Source organism: Azospirillum sp. TSO5 (genome assembly GCF_003116065.1).
In the GTDB taxonomy this organism is placed as follows: Bacteria; Pseudomonadota; Alphaproteobacteria; order Azospirillales; family Azospirillaceae; genus Azospirillum.
The window spans coordinates 45,163-62,332 of sequence record NZ_LGQY01000108.1 but is presented as its reverse complement, the minus strand read 5'-3'; the positions used below and the strand labels follow the sequence as shown (position 1 = coordinate 62,332).

Annotated in this window: 15 protein-coding genes; 9 read left to right on the top strand and 6 right to left on the bottom strand. The window is 67.6% G+C overall.

The features are described from left to right. Positions 1-1,771 (bottom strand): flagellin (locus TSO5_RS24585; protein WP_109154090.1); only part of this gene is annotated, 1,771 nt, incomplete at its 3' end. 366 nt (positions 1,772-2,137) lie between these two features. Here TSO5_RS24585 and TSO5_RS24580 point away from each other — a divergent pair. Both TSO5_RS24580 and TSO5_RS24575 read left to right on the top strand, forming a co-directional pair. Next, positions 2,138-2,605: a RidA family protein gene (locus TSO5_RS24580; protein WP_085088381.1), complete on the top strand. Its 468-nt coding sequence runs from the start codon at positions 2,138-2,140 to the stop codon at positions 2,603-2,605. A gap of 87 nt (positions 2,606-2,692) precedes the next feature. Further along, positions 2,693-3,856 (top strand): GNAT family N-acetyltransferase, encoded by a 1,164-nt coding sequence (locus TSO5_RS24575; protein WP_109154089.1) that lies wholly within the window; start codon positions 2,693-2,695, stop codon positions 3,854-3,856. Between the two features lie 3 nt (positions 3,857-3,859). On the opposite strand, the gene TSO5_RS24570 is transcribed toward TSO5_RS24575, so the two are convergent. The 5 genes from TSO5_RS24570 to TSO5_RS24550 all read right to left on the bottom strand — a co-directional run bounded on the left by TSO5_RS24570 (position 3,860) and on the right by TSO5_RS24550 (position 10,241). Beyond that, positions 3,860-4,972: a CoA transferase gene (locus TSO5_RS24570; protein ID WP_109154088.1), complete on the bottom strand. Its 1,113-nt coding sequence runs from the start codon at positions 4,970-4,972 to the stop codon at positions 3,860-3,862. Between the two features lie 194 nt (positions 4,973-5,166). Beyond that, a complete protein-coding gene (gene moaA / locus TSO5_RS24565) occupies positions 5,167-6,207 on the bottom strand; it encodes a GTP 3',8-cyclase MoaA (RefSeq protein ID WP_199231001.1) in 1,041 nt (346 codons plus the stop codon). A gap of 148 nt (positions 6,208-6,355) precedes the next feature. Next, entirely contained in the window at positions 6,356-8,410 is a 2,055-nt protein-coding gene (locus tag TSO5_RS24560) for a 4Fe-4S binding protein (protein ID WP_109154087.1), read from the bottom strand. A 172-nt stretch (positions 8,411-8,582) separates the two neighbouring features. Further along, entirely contained in the window at positions 8,583-9,434 is an 852-nt protein-coding gene (locus TSO5_RS24555; protein ID WP_109154086.1) for a substrate-binding domain-containing protein, read from the bottom strand. 105 nt (positions 9,435-9,539) lie between these two features. Beyond that, positions 9,540-10,241 carry an ABC transporter permease gene (locus TSO5_RS24550; protein ID WP_109154085.1) on the bottom strand — a complete coding sequence of 234 codons (702 nt, stop codon included), beginning with the start codon at positions 10,239-10,241 and terminating at the stop codon, positions 9,540-9,542. Between the two features lie 86 nt (positions 10,242-10,327). On the opposite strand from TSO5_RS24550, the gene fdhD reads away from it, so the two are divergent. The 7 genes from fdhD to TSO5_RS24515 all read left to right on the top strand — a co-directional run bounded on the left by fdhD (position 10,328) and on the right by TSO5_RS24515 (position 17,165). After that, complete coding sequence (gene fdhD, locus TSO5_RS24545) at positions 10,328-11,209, top strand: formate dehydrogenase accessory sulfurtransferase FdhD (protein WP_109154093.1); 882 nt, start codon at positions 10,328-10,330, stop codon at positions 11,207-11,209. Beyond that, the gene (gene mobA, locus TSO5_RS24540) at positions 11,199-11,846 is read left to right on the top strand and encodes a molybdenum cofactor guanylyltransferase MobA (protein ID WP_109154084.1); all 648 of its coding nucleotides are present in this window, start codon (positions 11,199-11,201) and stop codon (positions 11,844-11,846) included. The genes fdhD and mobA overlap by 11 nt, the downstream gene beginning before the upstream one ends. After that, positions 11,843-12,364, top strand: a complete 522-nt coding sequence (locus TSO5_RS24535; protein ID WP_109154083.1) for a DUF3305 domain-containing protein — start codon at positions 11,843-11,845, stop codon at positions 12,362-12,364. Before mobA ends, TSO5_RS24535 begins: the two co-directional genes overlap by 4 nt. Continuing rightward, positions 12,361-12,900, top strand: a complete 540-nt coding sequence (locus tag TSO5_RS24530) for a DUF3306 domain-containing protein (protein WP_109154082.1) — start codon at positions 12,361-12,363, stop codon at positions 12,898-12,900. Before TSO5_RS24535 ends, TSO5_RS24530 begins: the two co-directional genes overlap by 4 nt. A 452-nt stretch (positions 12,901-13,352) precedes the next feature. Further along, entirely contained in the window at positions 13,353-13,982 is a 630-nt protein-coding gene (locus TSO5_RS24525) for a molecular chaperone TorD family protein (protein ID WP_109154092.1), read from the top strand. 17 nt (positions 13,983-13,999) lie between these two features. Then, positions 14,000-14,251, top strand: coding sequence for a formate dehydrogenase (locus TSO5_RS24520; RefSeq protein ID WP_247870951.1), 252 nt, complete (start codon positions 14,000-14,002; stop codon positions 14,249-14,251). Between the two features lie 13 nt (positions 14,252-14,264). Then, the gene (locus TSO5_RS24515; protein WP_109154081.1) at positions 14,265-17,165 is read left to right on the top strand and encodes a formate dehydrogenase subunit alpha; all 2,901 of its coding nucleotides are present in this window, start codon (positions 14,265-14,267) and stop codon (positions 17,163-17,165) included. Positions 17,166-17,170 lie beyond the last annotated feature (5 nt).

The window sequence follows — 17,170 nt, the reverse complement described above, 5'->3', positions numbered from 1 at the left end:
TGGCGCCTTCCTCGTTCTGGTCGGCCAGCGTCAGCTTGCTGGCGCCTTCCGTCAGCACGTCGCTGAACTCCTTGGTGAAGCTCTCGCGGGTCGTGATGATGTTCAGGTTGGTCGACAGGTTCTGCGAGGCGGAGCGGATCGTCGCCTTGGCATGATCCAGGCCGGCAACCGCCTTGTCGATGTCGGAACGGTCCATCCAGCCGTTCTGCGCCGCATCCATCTGCAGGCCCTGGCCGCTGGTCGACAGGTTGACCGCGTTCACCGTGATCGAGTTGGTGTTGCGCTCGTTCAACTGGACGGTGATGTCGTTCGACGTGTTGGCGTCGGAGATCTGCTTGGTGACGATGTTGGCCGAGCAGTTGCTCGAAGCAGCCTGCTTGATGGTCTTGGCATCGACGTTCAGGCGCACCGTGCCGCTGTCGAAGTTGAAGGACTGCTCGCCGCCGTCCAGCTTGCCGTCGCCGCGGTCGCTCATGCCATCGCGGGTGATCTGGGCGCCGTTGGAGTTGGTGACCTGGATTTGCAGGTCGACCTTCTTCTCGATGGTCGAGATGCCGTTGCCCTGGTTGTTCGCCGCTTCCAGCAGGCGGCGGTCGACCGTGAAGGACACGATGGTGCCCGACGCGAAGCTCTCCGAGATCTTCTTGGTCAGCGCGTTGGTGGCGCCGGTCGTCACCGTCATCTCGCGCACCACGCCGGTCGTGGTGTTGCCGGTCAGGGTGATGGTGCCGCTGCCGCCGATGGCGGCGGAGGCGACATCCTTGCCGGCCAGACGGCCGGTGCCGGCGATGGCGCTGGTGATCGAGTTCTTCAGGTTGGTCGCCACGTTCTTGGCGGCGTTCTGACCGACGGCGACGTCACCGCTGGTGGCGGTGTAGCTGAAGGACTGGCCTTCCACCGTGATGGTGAAGATGTCGCCTTCTTCGATGGTGCCGCCGATGTTGACGTTCGAAATCTGGGGCTGCGTCGAGGTCGCCGCCTGCGTCAGCTTGGCTTCGATCGTCTGGGTGTTGTCGAAGTAGGAGATCGTGCGGCTCTCGTCGCCGTCCTTGACGATGAAGTCGCGGGTGCGGCCGTTGGCGCCGCGCACTTCGATCTGGACGTCGGAGAAGCTGCCCAGCGTGCTGGACATCGTGCCCGACAGCTTCAGACCGACCAGGCCGTGCGCGTTCTCCGCGGTGGAGATGTCGGCGGTCTTGCCTTCGACCGAACCGTCACCCTTGATGCGGATGGCGTAGGTGTCGGCGGAGATGACGTTGGTGACGCGGGCGTTGTCGACGCCGACGATGGTGTTGACGGCGGCACGGGACGCGCTGGTGCTGTCCATGCTGAGGCCGTTGCCGTTGATCAGGTTCTTGCCCTGATAGCCGCTGTCGGAGGCCAGCTTGTCGATCTGGTCCTTCAGGGTGTTGAACTGGGAGGCCAGCGACTTGCGGGTGGCGATGGAGGCGGCGTCGTTGCCCAGCGCCGCGTAGGCGGCGGTGGTCAGGCCCTTGGCCTGGTCGACCAGCGAGTCGATCGAGGTCAGGCCCTTGTCGGCGGCCTGGATCGTGCTGATCGACTGACCCATCGCGTCCTTCAGCGAGGACAGGTCGCCGGCGCGCTGGTTCAGACCCTTGGCGGCGAAGAAGGCGGTAGGACCATCCAGAGCCGAGTTGATCTTGTTGCCCGTCGACAGGATGTTCTGCTTCTTGTCGATACCGGCCTGCGTGCTCTGCAGCTGCAGGAGGTTCGTGCGCATCGAAGCGGTCAGGGTCACATTACCGGCCATGGTCCTAGTCTCCTTCTGAGGCTGTCCCCGCCCCTGGTCATTTGACCGGCGAGGCAACGTGCGTTTTCCTGACACCACTCTTTCAAGCGCCGTGCCAACTGCGGTGGTGTGACATAAGTGACTGATTTTGCTATGGAATAAAAATAGGTCGGCAAAAAGGGCAGGGTTGGGCCCAAGCGTTCGGGCGCAGCGTTCGAAAAACTTTCCCGGAATCTTTTGCCGCTGACGGACGGTTCTGCCGGGATGCCGGGCGGCAAGAATCTTCCCACCACCCGGCAGGCACGGCTATGGTCGGGCTCCAAACCACGTCCCAAACATCGAACGCATGGCCCCGACGCGGGCCAAAGCAGGGAAGGGAGAAGCATCATGACCGGTCGGATCGACGCACGCCTGGCGGAGCTGGGCATCGAGTTGCCGCAGGCCGCCGCCCCGGTGGCCGCCTATGTGCCCTACACCCGTTCGGGCAATACCCTCTACATCTCGGGCCAGGTGACGGTCTGGAACGGCGAGCGCAAGTTCGTCGGCAAGGTCGGCCAGGACTTCACGGTCGAGCAGGGCAAGGAAGCCGCACGCCTGTGCGCGCTGAACATCCTGGCCCAGGCCAAGGCCGCGCTGGGCGGCGACCTGGACCGCGTCACCCGCGTGCTGCGGCTGGGCGGCTTCGTCAATTCCGGCGCCGACTTCCACGACCATCCGCTGGTCATCAACGGCGCGTCGGAACTGATGCGCGACGTCTTCGGCGAGGCCGGCCAGCATGCCCGCGCCGCCGTCGGCGCCCCGTCGCTGCCCGGCAACGTCGCGGTCGAGGTCGACGCGATTTTGGAAGTGGCCTGATCCGCATCACGACGGCCCTGCCGGCAGCGCCTTGCCGCAACGCGACATGAGGCTTACCTCCTTGCCATGGTTCAAGGAGACGCATGCATGCCCGACGGCAACGAGGCGATCACCGTCAAGGTTCTGACCGGGATCGGCGAGGCGGACCAGCAGGGCTGGGACGCCTGTGCCGGTCCCGGCAATCCCTTCCTCTCCCACGCCTTCTTGTCGGCGCTGGAGGAGTCGGGATCGGCGACCGGCAAGTCCGGCTGGCAGCCAAGCCACCTCGCCGCCTATGACGGCTCCGGCCGCATGGTCGGCGCGGTGCCCGCCTATCTGAAAAGCCATTCCTACGGCGAATATGTCTTCGACCACGCCTGGGCCAACGCCTATGAGCGGGCGGGCGGCAGCTATTACCCGAAGCTGCAGGTGGCGGTTCCCTTTACGCCGGTGCCGGGGCCGCGTCTGCTGGTGGCGCCCGGTCCACGGGCCGATGCCGTCGCCGACGCGCTGATCTCGGCGCTGGAGCAGGTGGCGGAGCGTTACGGCGTCTCCTCCGCCCACGTCACCTTTCCGGAACGCCAGGAGTGGGACCGGTTGGGCGAGGCCGGCTGGCTGAAGCGGCTGGGTGTGCAATACCATTGGCACAACCGCGGTTACGGCAGCTTCGACGAGTTCCTGGAGGCGCTGAACTCCCGCAAGCGCAAGGCGATCCGCAAGGAACGGCGCGAGGTCGCGGAGAGCAGCGTGCGCCTGCACACCCTGACCGGCGACGAGCTGAAGCCGGAGCATTGGGACGCCTTCCACCGCTTCTACCTGGACACCGCCGACCGCAAATGGGGTGGCGGCTATCTCAACCGCCGCTTCTTCGACCTGCTGGGCCGGACCATGGCCGACCGGGTGGTTCTGGTGATGTGCGAGGATGGCGGGGAATGGGTGGCCGGCGCGCTGAACCTGTTGGGCGACGACGCGCTGTACGGCCGCAACTGGGGGTCCGACGGGCGCTACCGCTTCCTGCATTTCGAGGCGTGCTATTACCGCGCGCTGGATTTCGCCATCGAACGCGGGCTGGCGCGGGTCGAGGCCGGCGCCCAGGGAGAGCACAAGATCCAGCGCGGCTATCTGCCGGTGCCGACCTACAGCGCCCATTGGATCGTCGATCCCGCCTTTCGCCGCGCGGTGGAGCGTTACCTGCAGCAGGAACGCCCCGCCGTGGAAGCGGAGATCGCGGCGCTGGACGAGGAACTGTCGCCCTACCGGCGGGAGGGCTGAGCCTTACGCCCAGCCGGCCAGCACCGCCGCGGCGTCGCTCTCCTGCACCGGCGCGCGCTCCGGCGGCGGGGCGCCGTCGACGCGCAGGCCCATCAGCGTCTCCACCAGCGGCTCCGGCCCCGGCGTGACGCGGACCTGTCCGCGCGCGGCGATGTGCGGATGGGCCGGCACCTCCGTCAGTTCCGGAACCGCTTCGAAACAGCAGTCGACGGGGTCGAGATGGGCCTTCCACTCCGCCAGCGTCCGGGTGGCGAACAGGGCGTCCAGTTCCCCCGTCAGGTCGGTCTGAGGCATGGGGTCCTCCTGCCGGGCGATCCAGTCGGGACGGCCGACCGCCTCGCAGAAGTTGGCCCAGAACTTGGCCTCCAGCGCCGACAGGGTGACGAAGCGGCCGTCGGCGGTGCGGTAGATGCGATAGCAGGCGGCGCCACCCGACAGCAGCGCCTCGCTGCGTTTCGGCATGGTGCCGCGCGCGGCCGCGGTCAAATTCATGCCCTGCCAGCCCAGCACCGATTCCATGATCGACAGGTCGAGGAAGCAGCCCTGTCCCGTCCGCTCGCGCCCCAGCAACGCGCCCGCCACCGCCAACGCCGTATGCTGGGCCGAGGCGAAGTCGGCGACCGGCAGATAGCTGATGACCGGCCGGTCCGGCAGCCCGGAGGCATCCAGCCCACCACCGACCGCCATGTAATTCAGGTCGTGCCCGGCCCGCGTCGCATAGGGGCCGTCATAGCCCCAGCCCGACAGGCTGGCATGGACCAGCCGCGGGTTGATCTCCCGCAGACGCTCGCGTCCCAGCCCCAGCTTGTCCATCACGCCGGGCCGGTAGCTTTCGATCAGCGCGTCGGCCTTGGCGAGCAGAGCTTCCATCGCGGCGAGCCCGTCGGCCGATTTCAGGTCGATGCGGATGACGGTCTTGCCGGCGTTCAGCAGCTTGTAGGCGGCGGTGGTGCCGTCGCTGTCGGTGGGGCCGAGCCGGCGGAGCGGATCGCCGGCCGGCGCCTCCACCTTCACCACGGTGGCGCCCAAGTCGCCGAGCAGCTGCGCCGCATAGGGGCCGGGCAGGTACTGGCCGAGGTCGATGACGCGCAGTCCGGACAGGAAGGGCAGGGGCATGGCGGTGCTCGCTCTTGGTTGGGTGTTGGGGCTGAAGTCCTGGCGCGCGATGCCCCCTCCCCATCCCTCCCCCACCTTCGGTGGGAGAGGGGGTAGGAGCTTTGTGGGAGTGCGGCGGCAGTTCCCTCTCCCTCGAAGAGGGGGAGGGTTAGGGAGGGGGCATCGGAGCGGGCGGCCTCACGCTGCCTGGACCCTCACCCCCCCGTCACGCTCATGTGCCGTCCGACGGCCGGACCCTGGTGGCGGCGGTCGATGATGAAGTCATGGCCCTTGGGCTTGCGGGTGATCGCCTCGCGCACCGCGTCGATCAGCGGGCCGTCCTCGTCGCTGACGCGCAGCGGCGTGCGCAGGTCGGCGGCGTCCTCCTGGCCCAGGCACATATACAGCGTGCCGGTGCAGGTCAGCCGCACGCGGTTGCAGCTCTCGCAGAAATTATGCGTCAGCGGCGTGATGAAGCCGACGCGCTGGCCGGTCTCCTCCACCCGGACATAGCGGGCCGGGCCGCCGGTGCGGTGGTCGCTCTCGGTCAGGGTCCAGCGCTTCTGCAGCTCGGCCTTCAGCATGGTCAGCGGCCAATACTGGTCGAGCCGGGCGCCCTCGCCGATGTCGCCCATCGGCATCACCTCGATGAAGGTCAGGTCGAAGCCCTGCTCGCCGCACCAGGCCACCATGCGGTGGATTTCGTCGTCGTTGACGCCCTTCAGCGCCACCGTGTTGATCTTGATCTTCAGCCCGGCGTCCTTGGCCGCCTGGATGCCGCCCAGGATCTTGTCGAGCTTGCCCCAGCGGGTGATCGCCTGGAACTTGTGCGGGTCGAGCGTGTCCAGCGACACGTTGATCCGCCGCACGCCTGCCTCGTACAGGCCGGCGGCGTGCTTGAACAGCATGGTGCCGTTGGTGGTCAGCGTCAGTTCGTCCAGGTCGCCCGATTCGATGTGGCGGCCCAGCGAGCGGATCAGCCGCATCACGTCGCGCCGCACCAGCGGTTCGCCGCCGGTCAGCCGCAGCTTGCGCGTGCCCAGCTTGACGAAGGCGGTGCACAGCCGGTCCAGTTCCTCCAGCGTCAGCACCTCCGCCTTCGGCAGGAAGCTCATGTCCTCCGCCATGCAGTAGACGCAGCGGAGGTCGCAACGGTCGGTCACCGAGACACGCAGGTACTCCACCTTGCGGCCGAACGGGTCGACGAGCGGGGCGAGGCTGGCTGGCGACTGGGCTTCGGACACGGGATCGATCATCGCTGTACTCCACAGGCGGCCCCAGATGGACCGCCGCATTACGGGCCGCCACAGTATATGTTCGCCACACGCACGATGTGCAACGATCGCGCAAGCCTATTCCACATCACGGTATGCCGACTTTGATGGCGATCAAGAGGGACCGGCGTCAGATCAGCTTTTGTCGTGCCTCCGCCAGCCGGGCTTCCCGTTCGGCTTCCTCGCGTTCGCGCAGGTCGTCGTCGGTGGTGCGCGGCACCGGCGGGCGGCCCAGGGAGAAGGGCTCGTTTCCGCGCTCGAACTGGTCGCGCACGCGGCAATCCTCGCACATGCGGATGCGGTTGGCGGCCTCCGGCGTCGCGAACATCCAGTGCTTGCCCGCCAGCGTCGTCACGATCTTCTCGATTGAGGACTTCGTGGCGAAGGGCTTGCCGCAGGAGACGCAGCAGAAGGGCTCCTCCTCCTTCACCACCGTCGCGCCACGGGCCTGATCGCGGAAGTCGATCTCCGGCACCAGCGAGATGACCTTCTCCGGGCAGGTGGTCTTGCACAGGCCGCACTGCACGCAGGCATCCTGGGCGAAGGACAGCATCGGCTTGTCGGCATTGTCGAGCAGCGCCCCGGTCGGGCAGGCGCCGACGCAGGACAGGCAGAGCGTGCAACCCGTCACATCCACCGACACCCGGCCGAACGGCGCACCCGGCGGGAGCGGCAGGACCTCGACCGGGGCCGGGGCAACCTTGTGCAGGTGGCGCAGCGCCAGCATGGTCACCGTGCGCTTCGGCCCCATCGGCAGGAACATCCCGGCCTCGACGGTATCCGCCGGCAGGCTCCAAAGCTCGTCCGCGACCATGTCGGGATCGGCGGCGTCGATCACCGCCACCCGGCCGGAGCCGTAGCCGAGCCCGCTGAAGGCGGCCTCCGCCAGCCCGATCTGGTTGGCGAGGCCGGCGGTCTCCCCCTCGTTCTCTGGCCCGGTCAGGACGCGGACGTGGGTGCAGCCATAGGCCAGCGCCAGCGCGAACAGGTCGAAACCGACCTGCGTCACCTCGTTCAGCGCGAAGGGCAGCACACGGGCCGGCAGGCCGCGGCCATGCCGCGCCATCATGCCGACCAGCGCATCGCCGTGACGCGGGTCGTGGATCAGCAGGGCGGGGGCGACGCCGCCGGCCTTCCGGTAGGTGCCCAGCAGTGTGCGCAGCCGTTCATAGACGGTGGCGGCCGGCGGCAGGGCATAGGTCGCGGCGCCGGTCGGGCAGACCGCGGCGCAGGATCCGCAGCCGGCGCAGACATGCGGGTCGATGGCGACATGGTCGCCGTTCGGCGTGATCGCCCCGGTCGGGCAGACGTCCAGGCAGCGGGTGCAGCCGGTCTTGCGGCTGCGCGAATGGGCGCACAGATCGGCCTTGAAGTCGACGAAGCGCGGCTTCTCGAACTCGCCGACCAGATCGGCCATCTCCAGCAGCGCCTTGGCCAGCTGGGTCGGGCTGTTGGGGTCGGGGCGCAGGTAGCCGTCGCGGCGCTTGTGGTCGGGGAACAGCGGCGTGCCGCCGGTCAGGTCGAGGATCAGGTCGCAGCGGGCCGACGCCCCCTGCCGCGCCGGTTCGAACCCCAGCGCCCCGCGCGAGGAGGGCAGGGCGGGAGCGTAATCATCCACCACGATCTCGAAGGCGCCGACCCAGCCGCGGGCGGCGCGGATGCGGCCGCGGAAGATCGCCACGTCCATCACCGGCGGCGGCGCGATGTCCTTCGCGCTGGTCAGCAGGACGGTGACGTCCAGCCGCTTGGCCAGTTCCCGCCCGGCCTCGATGGCACGTTCGTCATTGCCATAGACCAGGCAGGTGCCCTGAGAGGTCAGGGTCAGGGCGCCGGTCGGGGGGATCGGCAGGGCCGCCTCGGCCAACAGGGCGGCGATCTTCGGCAGTGCCAGTTCGCCCTCGTCCGACCAGCCGGCGCGTTCGCGGATGTTGGTGAAGGTCAGGGACGTATCGGGCGCCACCTCCGCCGCGATCTCACTGAAAAGCGGTGCTTCCTGCGTGCAGGCGACCAGCAGCGGCTGCCCGCTGGCGACCGCCGCCTCGAATCGGTCGAGCTGCGCCCGGCACAGCTGGGTATGCACGGTGGGAACGCTCCCGTCGCCGCATGCCTTGCCGAGCGCCGCCCCGTCCAGCGCGATGCTGTGCGCACAATCGCAGACAAGCACCGTCCGATCGCCGATCTTCATCGTCCCCAAAACTCCTGTCGCTTGGGGCTGACGCCCCTGGCCTGAGGACACTCATATGGGGGAATGCGGCGCGATGGGAACGGGAATCTTATTGGGGTTGGTCCGGATAAACGCTGACTGGACAGTTCCTGCGACCCTACCGGACAGCGGGATCGCAGGAACCCGCCGCTCCTTACGCCCCCGGTTCGTTGGCGTTGGGGAAGAACAGCTGTTTGCCGTTGATGGTGTAGTCGGCGATGGCCTTCTGGCCCTCGGCGGAGACCAGCCAGTCGACGAAGGCCTGGCCGTCGGCCGCCTTGACGTGGGGGAACTTGGCCGGGTTGACCAGCATCACGCCATACTGGTTGAACAGGCGCTTGTCACCCTCCACCAGCACGGTCAGCGGGCCGCGGTTCTTGAAGTTCAGCCAGGTGCCGCGGTCGGTCAGGGTATAGCCGTTCATCGCGGCGGCGGTGTTCAGCGTCGGCCCCATGCCCTGGCCGATGGAGCGGTACCAGCCGCCGTCCGCCTTGGCGGGATCGAGCTTGGCGATCTTCCACAGGGCGAGTTCGGCCTTGTTCGTGCCGCTGTCGTCGCCGCGCGACACGAAGGGGGCCTTGGCCTCGGCGATCTTCGACAGGGAGGCGGCGACGTCCTTGCTGCCCTTGACGCCGGCCGGATCGCTGGCCGGGCCGACGACGACGAAGTCGTTGTACATCACCGGCTTGCGCACGGTGGAGAAGCCTTCGGCGACGAACTTCTCCTCCGACGGCTTGTGGTGGACGAACAGCACGTCGGCGTCGCCGCGCTTGGCGAGGTCGATGGCCTGACCGGTGCCCTTGGCGACGACCCGCACCTCAATCCCCGTCTTGGCGGTGAATTTCGGCAGGATGGAGCCGAACAGGCCCGAATCCTCGGTCGAGGTGGTGGAGGCCACCGTGATGAAGCGGTCGGCGGCCAGTGCCGTCGACAGGCCGGCGGTCTGAACCAGACCGGCCAGGGCCGCGGCGGCGGCACAGCCCAGCACGAATGAACGGCGCAGCATCCCTCAACTCCTCCCATATGCGTTATTGCTTTTCTGGCATAGCGCATCGCGACGCCTATGCAAAGGCTTGGGACGTTTTTTCCATTTTGGGGTCAGGCCCCCGGATCAGGCCGGCCTGTCTCCCGCCTCCTTCAGCAGCGACGCGGCGAGATTGACCGCCAGCGACAGGGTCATCAGCACCAGCCCCAGCCCCAGCGCCATTGGCAGGTCGCCCTTGCTGGTCTCCAGCGCGATGGCGGTGGTCATGACGCGGGTGACATGCTCGATGTTGCCGCCGACGATCATCACCGCCCCGACCTCGGCCGACGCACGCCCGAATCCGGCCAGCACGGTGGTGACGAGGCTCCAGCGCGCTTCCGACAGCAGGGTGACCAGCCGGCGGATCGGCCCGGCGCCGGTGACGCGCAGCAGATCGTCATACTCGACCAGCAGATCCTCCACCGTCTGGCGGGCGAGCGAGGCGACGATCGGCACGATCATCACCGTCTGGGCGACGATCATCGCCGCCGGGGTGAACAGCAGCCCCAGCACCCCGAACGGGCCGGAGCGCGACAGCAGCAGATAGATCACCAGCCCGACCACCACCGGCGGCAGCCCCATCATCGTGTTCAAGGTGATGGCGACGGTGCGCCGGCCGGGAAAGCGCAACGCCGCGACGGCGGCACCCAGCGGCAGGCCGATCAACGTGGCGATGGCGACGGCGGACAGGCTGACCCGCAGCGACAGGCCGATGATCCGCATCAGCCCGTCATCCATCGACACGATCATGGAAAAAGCGACGGCGAGGGCTTGGGAAAAATCCTGCATTCAGTCCAAATCACTTTTCGAATCATTCCGGCGGGGGCTTGTCCGATCGACGCCGCTCGCCCACACTCGCGCGCATGAGCCCGACCATGAGCCTGAAGACCTTCACCATAGCGCCGGATCCGGCGAACCCCAAGCTGACCGAGCGCGTCCGCGGCCTCGACCAGGACGGCCGCGAGATCGAGACCTCGGTCACGGTCGAACGGCCGCTGACCCTGTACCTGAACGGGCAGGAGATCGTCACCATGATGACGATCGGCGATTATCCGGACTGTCTGGCCGTCGGCTATCTGCTGAACCAGAACATGCTGCGGCGCGACGACCGGATCACCGGCATCGACGTGGACGAGGAAACCGACACCGTCGTCGTCCGCACCGAACGCGCGACCGATTACGAATCCAAGCTGAAGAAGAAGACGCTGACCTCCGGCTGCGCCCAGGGCACCGCCTTCGGCGACGTGATGGAGACCTTCGAGTCCGTCAGGCTTCCCGCCGACGTCCGGCTCCACACCTCGTGGATCTACGCGCTGTCCAAGCAGATCAACCTGCAGCCCAGCCTGTATCTGGAGGCCGGGGCCATCCACGGCAGCGTGCTGTGCCAGGGCGACCGGCCGCTGGTCTATATGGAGGATGTCGGCCGCCACAATGCGGTGGACAAGGTCGCCGGCTACATGCACCTGAACGGCATTTCCGCCGACGACAAGATTTTCTACACCACCGGCCGCCTGACATCCGAGATGGTCATCAAGACGGTGCAGATGGGCATTCCGATCCTGGTCTCGCGCTCCGGCTTCACCGCCTGGGGCGTGCAACTGGCGCGGCAGGCCAACCTGACGCTGGTCGGCCGGGCCAAGGGCCGGCGCTTCATCGCGCTGGCCGGCACCGACCGGTTGGTGTTCGACACCGATGCCGCCGAAGCCGCTGACGAGGATCGTCGGCATGGACGCAAGGGAAGCCGCGATGACGACTAGCTCCGTTCACCCCGACATCGGCGGCGTCCTGCTGGCCGGCGGGCTGTCGCGCCGGATGGGCGGCGGCGACAAGTGCCTGCGCCCGCTGGGCGACCGCAGCATCCTGGAACGCATCGTCGCCACCGTCCGGCCGCAGGTCGGGCCGCTGGTGCTGAACGCCAACGGCGACCCCGCCCGCTTCGCCCATCTCCACCTGCCGGTGGCGGCCGATGTGGTGGAGGGCTATGCCGGCCCGCTCGCCGGCGTACTGACGGGGATGGAGTGGATGCGCGGCACAGCGCCCGGCATCGGCTGGGTCGCCAGCTTCGCCACCGACGCGCCCTTCATCCCGCGCGACCTCGTCACCCGCATGGTGGCGGCGTTGGAGAATGAGGGCGCCGACCTCGCCTGCGCCCGCTCGGGTGGGCAGGAGCATCCGGTCTTCGGCCTGTGGCCGATCCGTTTGGCCGGCGATCTGCGCCGCGCCATGGTGGAGGAGGGCGTCCGCAAGGTCGATGCCTGGACCGCCCGCTACCGTCTGGCCGTGGCCGACTTCGCCGTCGATCCGGCCAATCCGGTGGACCCCTTCTTCAACACCAACCGGCCGGAGGATCTGGCCGAGGCGGAACGCCTGCTGGCGTCGGGACATGTGGCATGACGGAACAGCCGGCCCCCCAATCTCTTGAGCGCATCGAGACCATGCCGCTGGGCATCGTGGTGGAGCGCCGCCGCGGCGTCACCGCCTGGGCCGACTGGAGTTGGCGCCCGGTGTCGGTCATCCCCGGTGCCGGCCCGGTCGATCCGCCCGGCCGGCTGCTGATGGAGGGGGAGGGCTGGACCCACAGCCACGCCGCCACCCTGACGCTGGAGTTGTTCCGCACCGACACCGAGGGCTATCGCCTGAACCTGTCGCAGGATCCGCCGCGCCTGTGGGTGGTGATGCGCCCCGGTGCTGGCCCTGACTCTGATGGCGAGGAACTGGTGCCCTTCACCGTCACCGCGTCGGCCCATGAGGGCGAGGGCTATCAGGTCGGCGCCGACGTGGTGGAGACGGTGCCGATGCCGGCGGAGGTGATCGCGCTGGTCCGTGACTTCGTCGAGCAGCATCATGTCGACGTTCCCTTCCACAAGCGCGAGCGCAAGCGCCATTTCGAGAAAGAGGACCGGCAGCGGTGAGCGACGAAGCCTTCCTGTCGCGCTGGTCGCGCCTGAAACGCACGGCGGTCAAGCCGGAGCCGACACCAGTCGAGGCGCCGCCGGTCGAAGAGACGGCCGACCTTCCCGTCGCCGTTGTCGACGACGTCCCGGTCGAGTCCGCCCAGCCGGATGCTGAACCCGAAGACCCATTGAAAGACCTCCCGCCGATCGAGGAACTGACCGGCGAGTCCGACTTCACCCCCTTCCTGCGCGCCGAGGTGCCGGAGGATCTGCACCGTCAGGCCCTGCGCAAGCTGTGGACCTCCGACCCGGTCTATGCCAACGACGACGGGTTGAAGGACTACGCCGACGATTACGCCAGCCTGTTCACCGGCAGCGTCCCGGTGAAGACCCTCTACCGCGTCGGCAAGGGTTTCCTCGACACGCTGGACGAGGTGGCGGGGGATGCGGAGCAGCCCTCTCCCGTCCTGGCCCATGATGCCGATGTGACGGTGACGGAAGACACCCCCTACCCCCAGGCACCAGTCCCCTCTCCCCCCCGGGGAGAGGGTTAGGGTGAGGGGGACGCACAGCGGAACCTTTTCGACCCGCGCACAGCCCCCATCGTCCTTCTCATCCACGCCATGCCTCCCCCTCACCCCGACCCTCTCCCCGGGGCGGCGAGGGGGCGCCCCCCAGCGCATTTCCCCCCTCGCAAAACGACTTTCAAATTGCGACGGATTGTCGCGCTCAACTGGCCGCCTTCAAAACAAAGGCCCGCTCTGACAGTGCGAACATAGCGCCACGATAAAGTTTCATTTGTCCCCCCTTCCGGTCGCGTCCTTAGTTGACAAAAGGACAGGTTCAGTCCTTCTATTATCTACCTACGGAACGCTAAGCCACTGTAAGGCAACGGCTTTTCGCAGGTGCATCAAAAGGGGTGCAGGGCCTTGGGTCCAAATACGGCGCGCGGTGGGACCGTGAACGCCGACGCATCCGTCTTGTGTCCGAGAGGAGTTTGCGGCGCGTGTCCAGGGCCGTCGATCACACCGTTCCCCCCGCCGTCGCGGAGGAGGAAGAACTGCTGCGTGCGCAGGTCTATGCCCTGCTGGCGCGCCTTTTGGCGCGCGCGCCCGACGCGGCCTTCCTGACCGTGCTCGGTGAGCTGGCAGGGGAGGGCGGCGACTTCGGCGCGGCTCTCGACCAGCTGGCCGGCGCGGCGCGCGACAGCGATCCCGCGCCGGTGGAGGAGGAGTTCACCACCCTCTTCATCGGCGTCGGCGGCAGCGAGCGCACCCCCTACGGGTCCTTCTACCTGACCGGATTCCTGAACGAGAAGCCGCTGGCGGAGCTGCGCGTCGACATGGCGCGGCTGGGCATCGCCCGCGCCGACGGCGTGACGGAGCCGGAAGACCACATCGCCGCCCTGTGCGAGATGATGGCCGGCCTGATCGCCGGCGAATTCGCGCCGGAGGATGGCGGGGCCGTCGGCCTCGATGCGCAGCGGGCTTTCTTCGACCGCCACATCGGCTCCTGGGCCGGGCGGTTCTTTGCGGATTTGGAGACCTCGCCCTCGGCCCGCTTCTACCGGGCGGTCGGTGCGGTCGGACGAAGTTTTCTGGCGGTCGAGGCGCGCGCCTTCGACCTTGCGGCCTAAAGGTGAGGAGCGAAGCCATGACGCGGAACGCGGTCAAAGCCACTGATGAAGCAGCAAAGCAGAACACGGACATTCAGGGCACGGAAAAGGGTCTCGCCCGGCGCGACCTGTTCCGCGTCGCCGGTCTTGGCGTCGGCGCGCTGGGTGCCGTCGCGGCTGGCGTGACCGCCACGAGCGGAACGGCCGAGGCCGCCCCGGCCGAGACGACCTCCACGGGCTACCGTGAGACCGACCATGTCCGGAAGGTCTACGAAGTCAGCCGCTTCTAAGAGGAAAGCCCCGATGCTCATCAAGAAAAGCTCGGCCACCTCCGGCGGCCGCCATCTCGCCCGCAGCCTGACCCAGACGCTGGCCTCCGCCACCGGCGTTACCGTCGACCGCCGCGCCTTCCTGCGCACCTCCGGCATCGCCGCCGGCGGCGCAGCCCTGGCCTCGGCCATGCCTTTCGGCATGGTGAAGAAGGCCGACGCCGCCACGGCCGCCACCGTCGCCGGGGCACCGGTGAAGCAGATCAAAACGGTCTGCACCCATTGCTCGGTCGGCTGCACCGTGGTCGCCGAGGTGCAGAACGGCGTCTGGATCGGGCAGGAGCCCGGCTTCGACAGCCCGATCAACCTCGGTTCGCACTGCGCCAAGGGCGCGTCGGTGCGCGAGCACGCCCATGGCGAGCGCCGCCTGCGCTATCCGATGAAGATGGTCGACGGCAAGTGGACCCGCATCAGCTGGGACCAGGCGATCGAGGAGGTCGGCTCCAAGCTGCTGTCGATCCGCGAGCAGTCCGGCCCGGATTCGGTGTTCTGGCTCGGCTCGGCCAAGCACAGCAACGAGCAGGCCTATCTGTTCCGCAAGTTCGCGGCGCTGTGGGGCACCAACAACGTCGACCATCAGGCGCGCATCTGCCACTCCACCACGGTGGCCGGCGTGGCGAACGTCTGGGGCTACGGCGCCATGACGAACAGCTACAACGACATCCAGAAGTCGCGCGCGCTGTTCTTCATCGGCTCCAACGCCGCCGAGGCGCACCCCGTCGCCATGATGCATGTGCTGAAGGCGAAGGAGCAGAACAACGCGCCGCTGATCGTTGCCGATCCGCGCTTCACCCGCACCGCCGCCCACGCCAACGAATATATCCGCTTCCGTCCCGGCACCGACGTGGCGCTGATCTGGGGCATCCTCTGGCATGTTCTGCAGAACGGCTGGGAGGACAAGGATTACATTGCCAAGCGCGTCTACGGCTTCGACGACATCCGCGCCGAGGTCGCCAAATGGACGCCGGAAGAGGTGGAGCGCGTCACCGGCGTTCCGGGCTCGCAGCTGCAGCGCGTCGCCCGCACGCTGGCCTCCAACCGTCCGGGCACGCTGGTCTGGTGCATGGGCGGCACCCAGCATCACATCGGCAACAACAACACCCGCGCCTATTGCGTGCTGCAGCTGGCGCTCGGCAATGTCGGCGTGGCCGGCGGCGGCACCAACATCTTCCGCGGCCACGACAACGTCCAGGGCGCGACCGACTTCGGCGTCACCTCCGACAGCCTGCCCGGCTATTACGGTCTGGCCGAGGGCGCCTGGCGCCATTGGGCGCGCGTCTGGGATCTCCCCTATGACGACGTCCTGAAGCGTTTCGGCTCCAAGGCGCTGATGGAGAGCACCGGCATCCCGGTGTCGCGCTGGTTCGACGGCGTGCTGGAAGCCAAGGAGAACCTGGACCAGCCGAACCCGGTCAAGGGCATGGTCTTCTGGGGCCACGCGCCGAACAGCCAGGTCCGTCTGCCCGACATGAAGAAGGCGATGGAGAAGCTGGAGCTGCTGGTCGTCGTCGATCCCTATCCGACGATGACGGCGGTGCTGCCCGATCGCAAGAACGACTTCTACCTGCTGCCGGCCGCGACCCAGTTCGAGACCTCCGGCTCCGCGACCGCGTCCAACCGTTCGGTCCAGTGGCGCGACAAGATCGTCGAGCCGCTGTTCGAATCGAAGGCCGACCACGAGATCATGTATCTCTTCGCCAAGAAGTTCGGCTTCGCGGCGGAACTGGTGAAGAACATCAAGGTCAACGGCAACGAGCCGCTGGTCGAGGACATCACCCGCGAGTGGAACCGCGGCATGTGGTCGGTCGGCTATACCGGCCAGTCGCCGGAGCGGCTGAAGCTGCACATGCAGCATCAGGGCACCTTCGACAAGACGACGCTGCGCGCCGTCGGCGGCCCGTGCGACGGCGATTACTTCGGCCTGCCCTGGCCCTGCTGGGGCACGCCGGAGATCAAGCATCCCGGTTCCGCCAACCTCTACGACACCTCGCTGCCGGTGGCCGAGGGCGGCGGCGCCTTCCGTGCCCGCTTCGGCGTCGAGCGCAACGGTGTGACGCTGCTGGCCGAGGGCTCCTATCCGGAAGGGTCGGAAATCAAGGACGGCTATCCGGAAGTCACCATGGCGATGCTCCAGAAGCTGGGCTTCGACAAGGACCTGACGGCGGAGGAACTGGCGGTCATCCAGAAGATCGGCGGCGAGAAGATCGGCGCCGTGTCCTGGACCACCGACCTGTCCGGCGGCATCCAGCGCGTGGCGATCAAGCATGGCCTGAACCCGCCGGGCAACGCCAAGGCGCGCTGCGTCGCCTGGAACTTCCCGGACCCGGTTCCGATCCACCGCGAACCGCTCTACACCCCGCGTCGCGATCTGGTCGCCAGCTATCCGACCTACAAGGACACCAAGTCCTGGCGCGTGCCGACGCTCTACAAGTCCATCCAGGACCGCGACGTTTCGAAGGAGTATCCGATCATCCTCACCTCCGGCCGACTGGTCGAGTATGAGGGCGGCGGCGACGAGACGCGCTCCAACCCCTGGCTGGCCGAGCTGCAGCAGGACATGTTCGTCGAGATCAATCCGTTCGACGCCAACAATGCCGGCGTCAAGGACGGCCAACTGGTGTGGGTGGAAGGCCCGGAAAAGGGCAAGGTGAAGGTCAAGGCCATGGTCACAGAACGTGTCGGCCGCGGCGTCGCCTTCATGCCCTTCCATTTCGGCGGCGTGTTCCAGGGGCAGGATCTGCGCTCCAAATATCCGGCCGGGGCCGATCCGATCGTGCTGGGCGAGGCCGCCAACACGGCGACCACCTACGGCTATGATTCGGTGACCCAGATGCAGGAAACCAAGACCACCCTTTGCCGCATCCAGGCGGCCTGACGCGC

Bases quoted from the DNA above. Each gene is read 5' to 3' on its own strand.
- TSO5_RS24580 (WP_085088381.1), top strand. From the start codon at position 2,138: ATGACCGGTCGGATCGACGCACGCCTGGCGGAGCTGGGCATCGAGTTG.
- TSO5_RS24575 (WP_109154089.1), top strand. From the start codon at position 2,693: ATGCCCGACGGCAACGAGGCGATCACCGTCAAGGTTCTGACCGGGATC.
- TSO5_RS24570 (WP_109154088.1), bottom strand. From the start codon at position 4,972: ATGCCCCTGCCCTTCCTGTCCGGACTGCGCGTCATCGACCTCGGCCAG.
- moaA (WP_199231001.1), bottom strand. From the start codon at position 6,207: ATGATCGATCCCGTGTCCGAAGCCCAGTCGCCAGCCAGCCTCGCCCCG.
- TSO5_RS24560 (WP_109154087.1), bottom strand. From the start codon at position 8,410: ATGAAGATCGGCGATCGGACGGTGCTTGTCTGCGATTGTGCGCACAGC.
- TSO5_RS24555 (WP_109154086.1), bottom strand. From the start codon at position 9,434: ATGCTGCGCCGTTCATTCGTGCTGGGCTGTGCCGCCGCCGCGGCCCTG.
- TSO5_RS24550 (WP_109154085.1), bottom strand. From the start codon at position 10,241: ATGCAGGATTTTTCCCAAGCCCTCGCCGTCGCTTTTTCCATGATCGTG.
- fdhD (WP_109154093.1), top strand. From the start codon at position 10,328: ATGAGCCTGAAGACCTTCACCATAGCGCCGGATCCGGCGAACCCCAAG.
- mobA (WP_109154084.1), top strand. From the start codon at position 11,199: ATGACGACTAGCTCCGTTCACCCCGACATCGGCGGCGTCCTGCTGGCC.
- TSO5_RS24535 (WP_109154083.1), top strand. From the start codon at position 11,843: ATGACGGAACAGCCGGCCCCCCAATCTCTTGAGCGCATCGAGACCATG.
- TSO5_RS24520 (WP_247870951.1), top strand. From the start codon at position 14,000: ATGACGCGGAACGCGGTCAAAGCCACTGATGAAGCAGCAAAGCAGAAC.
- TSO5_RS24515 (WP_109154081.1), top strand. From the start codon at position 14,265: ATGCTCATCAAGAAAAGCTCGGCCACCTCCGGCGGCCGCCATCTCGCC.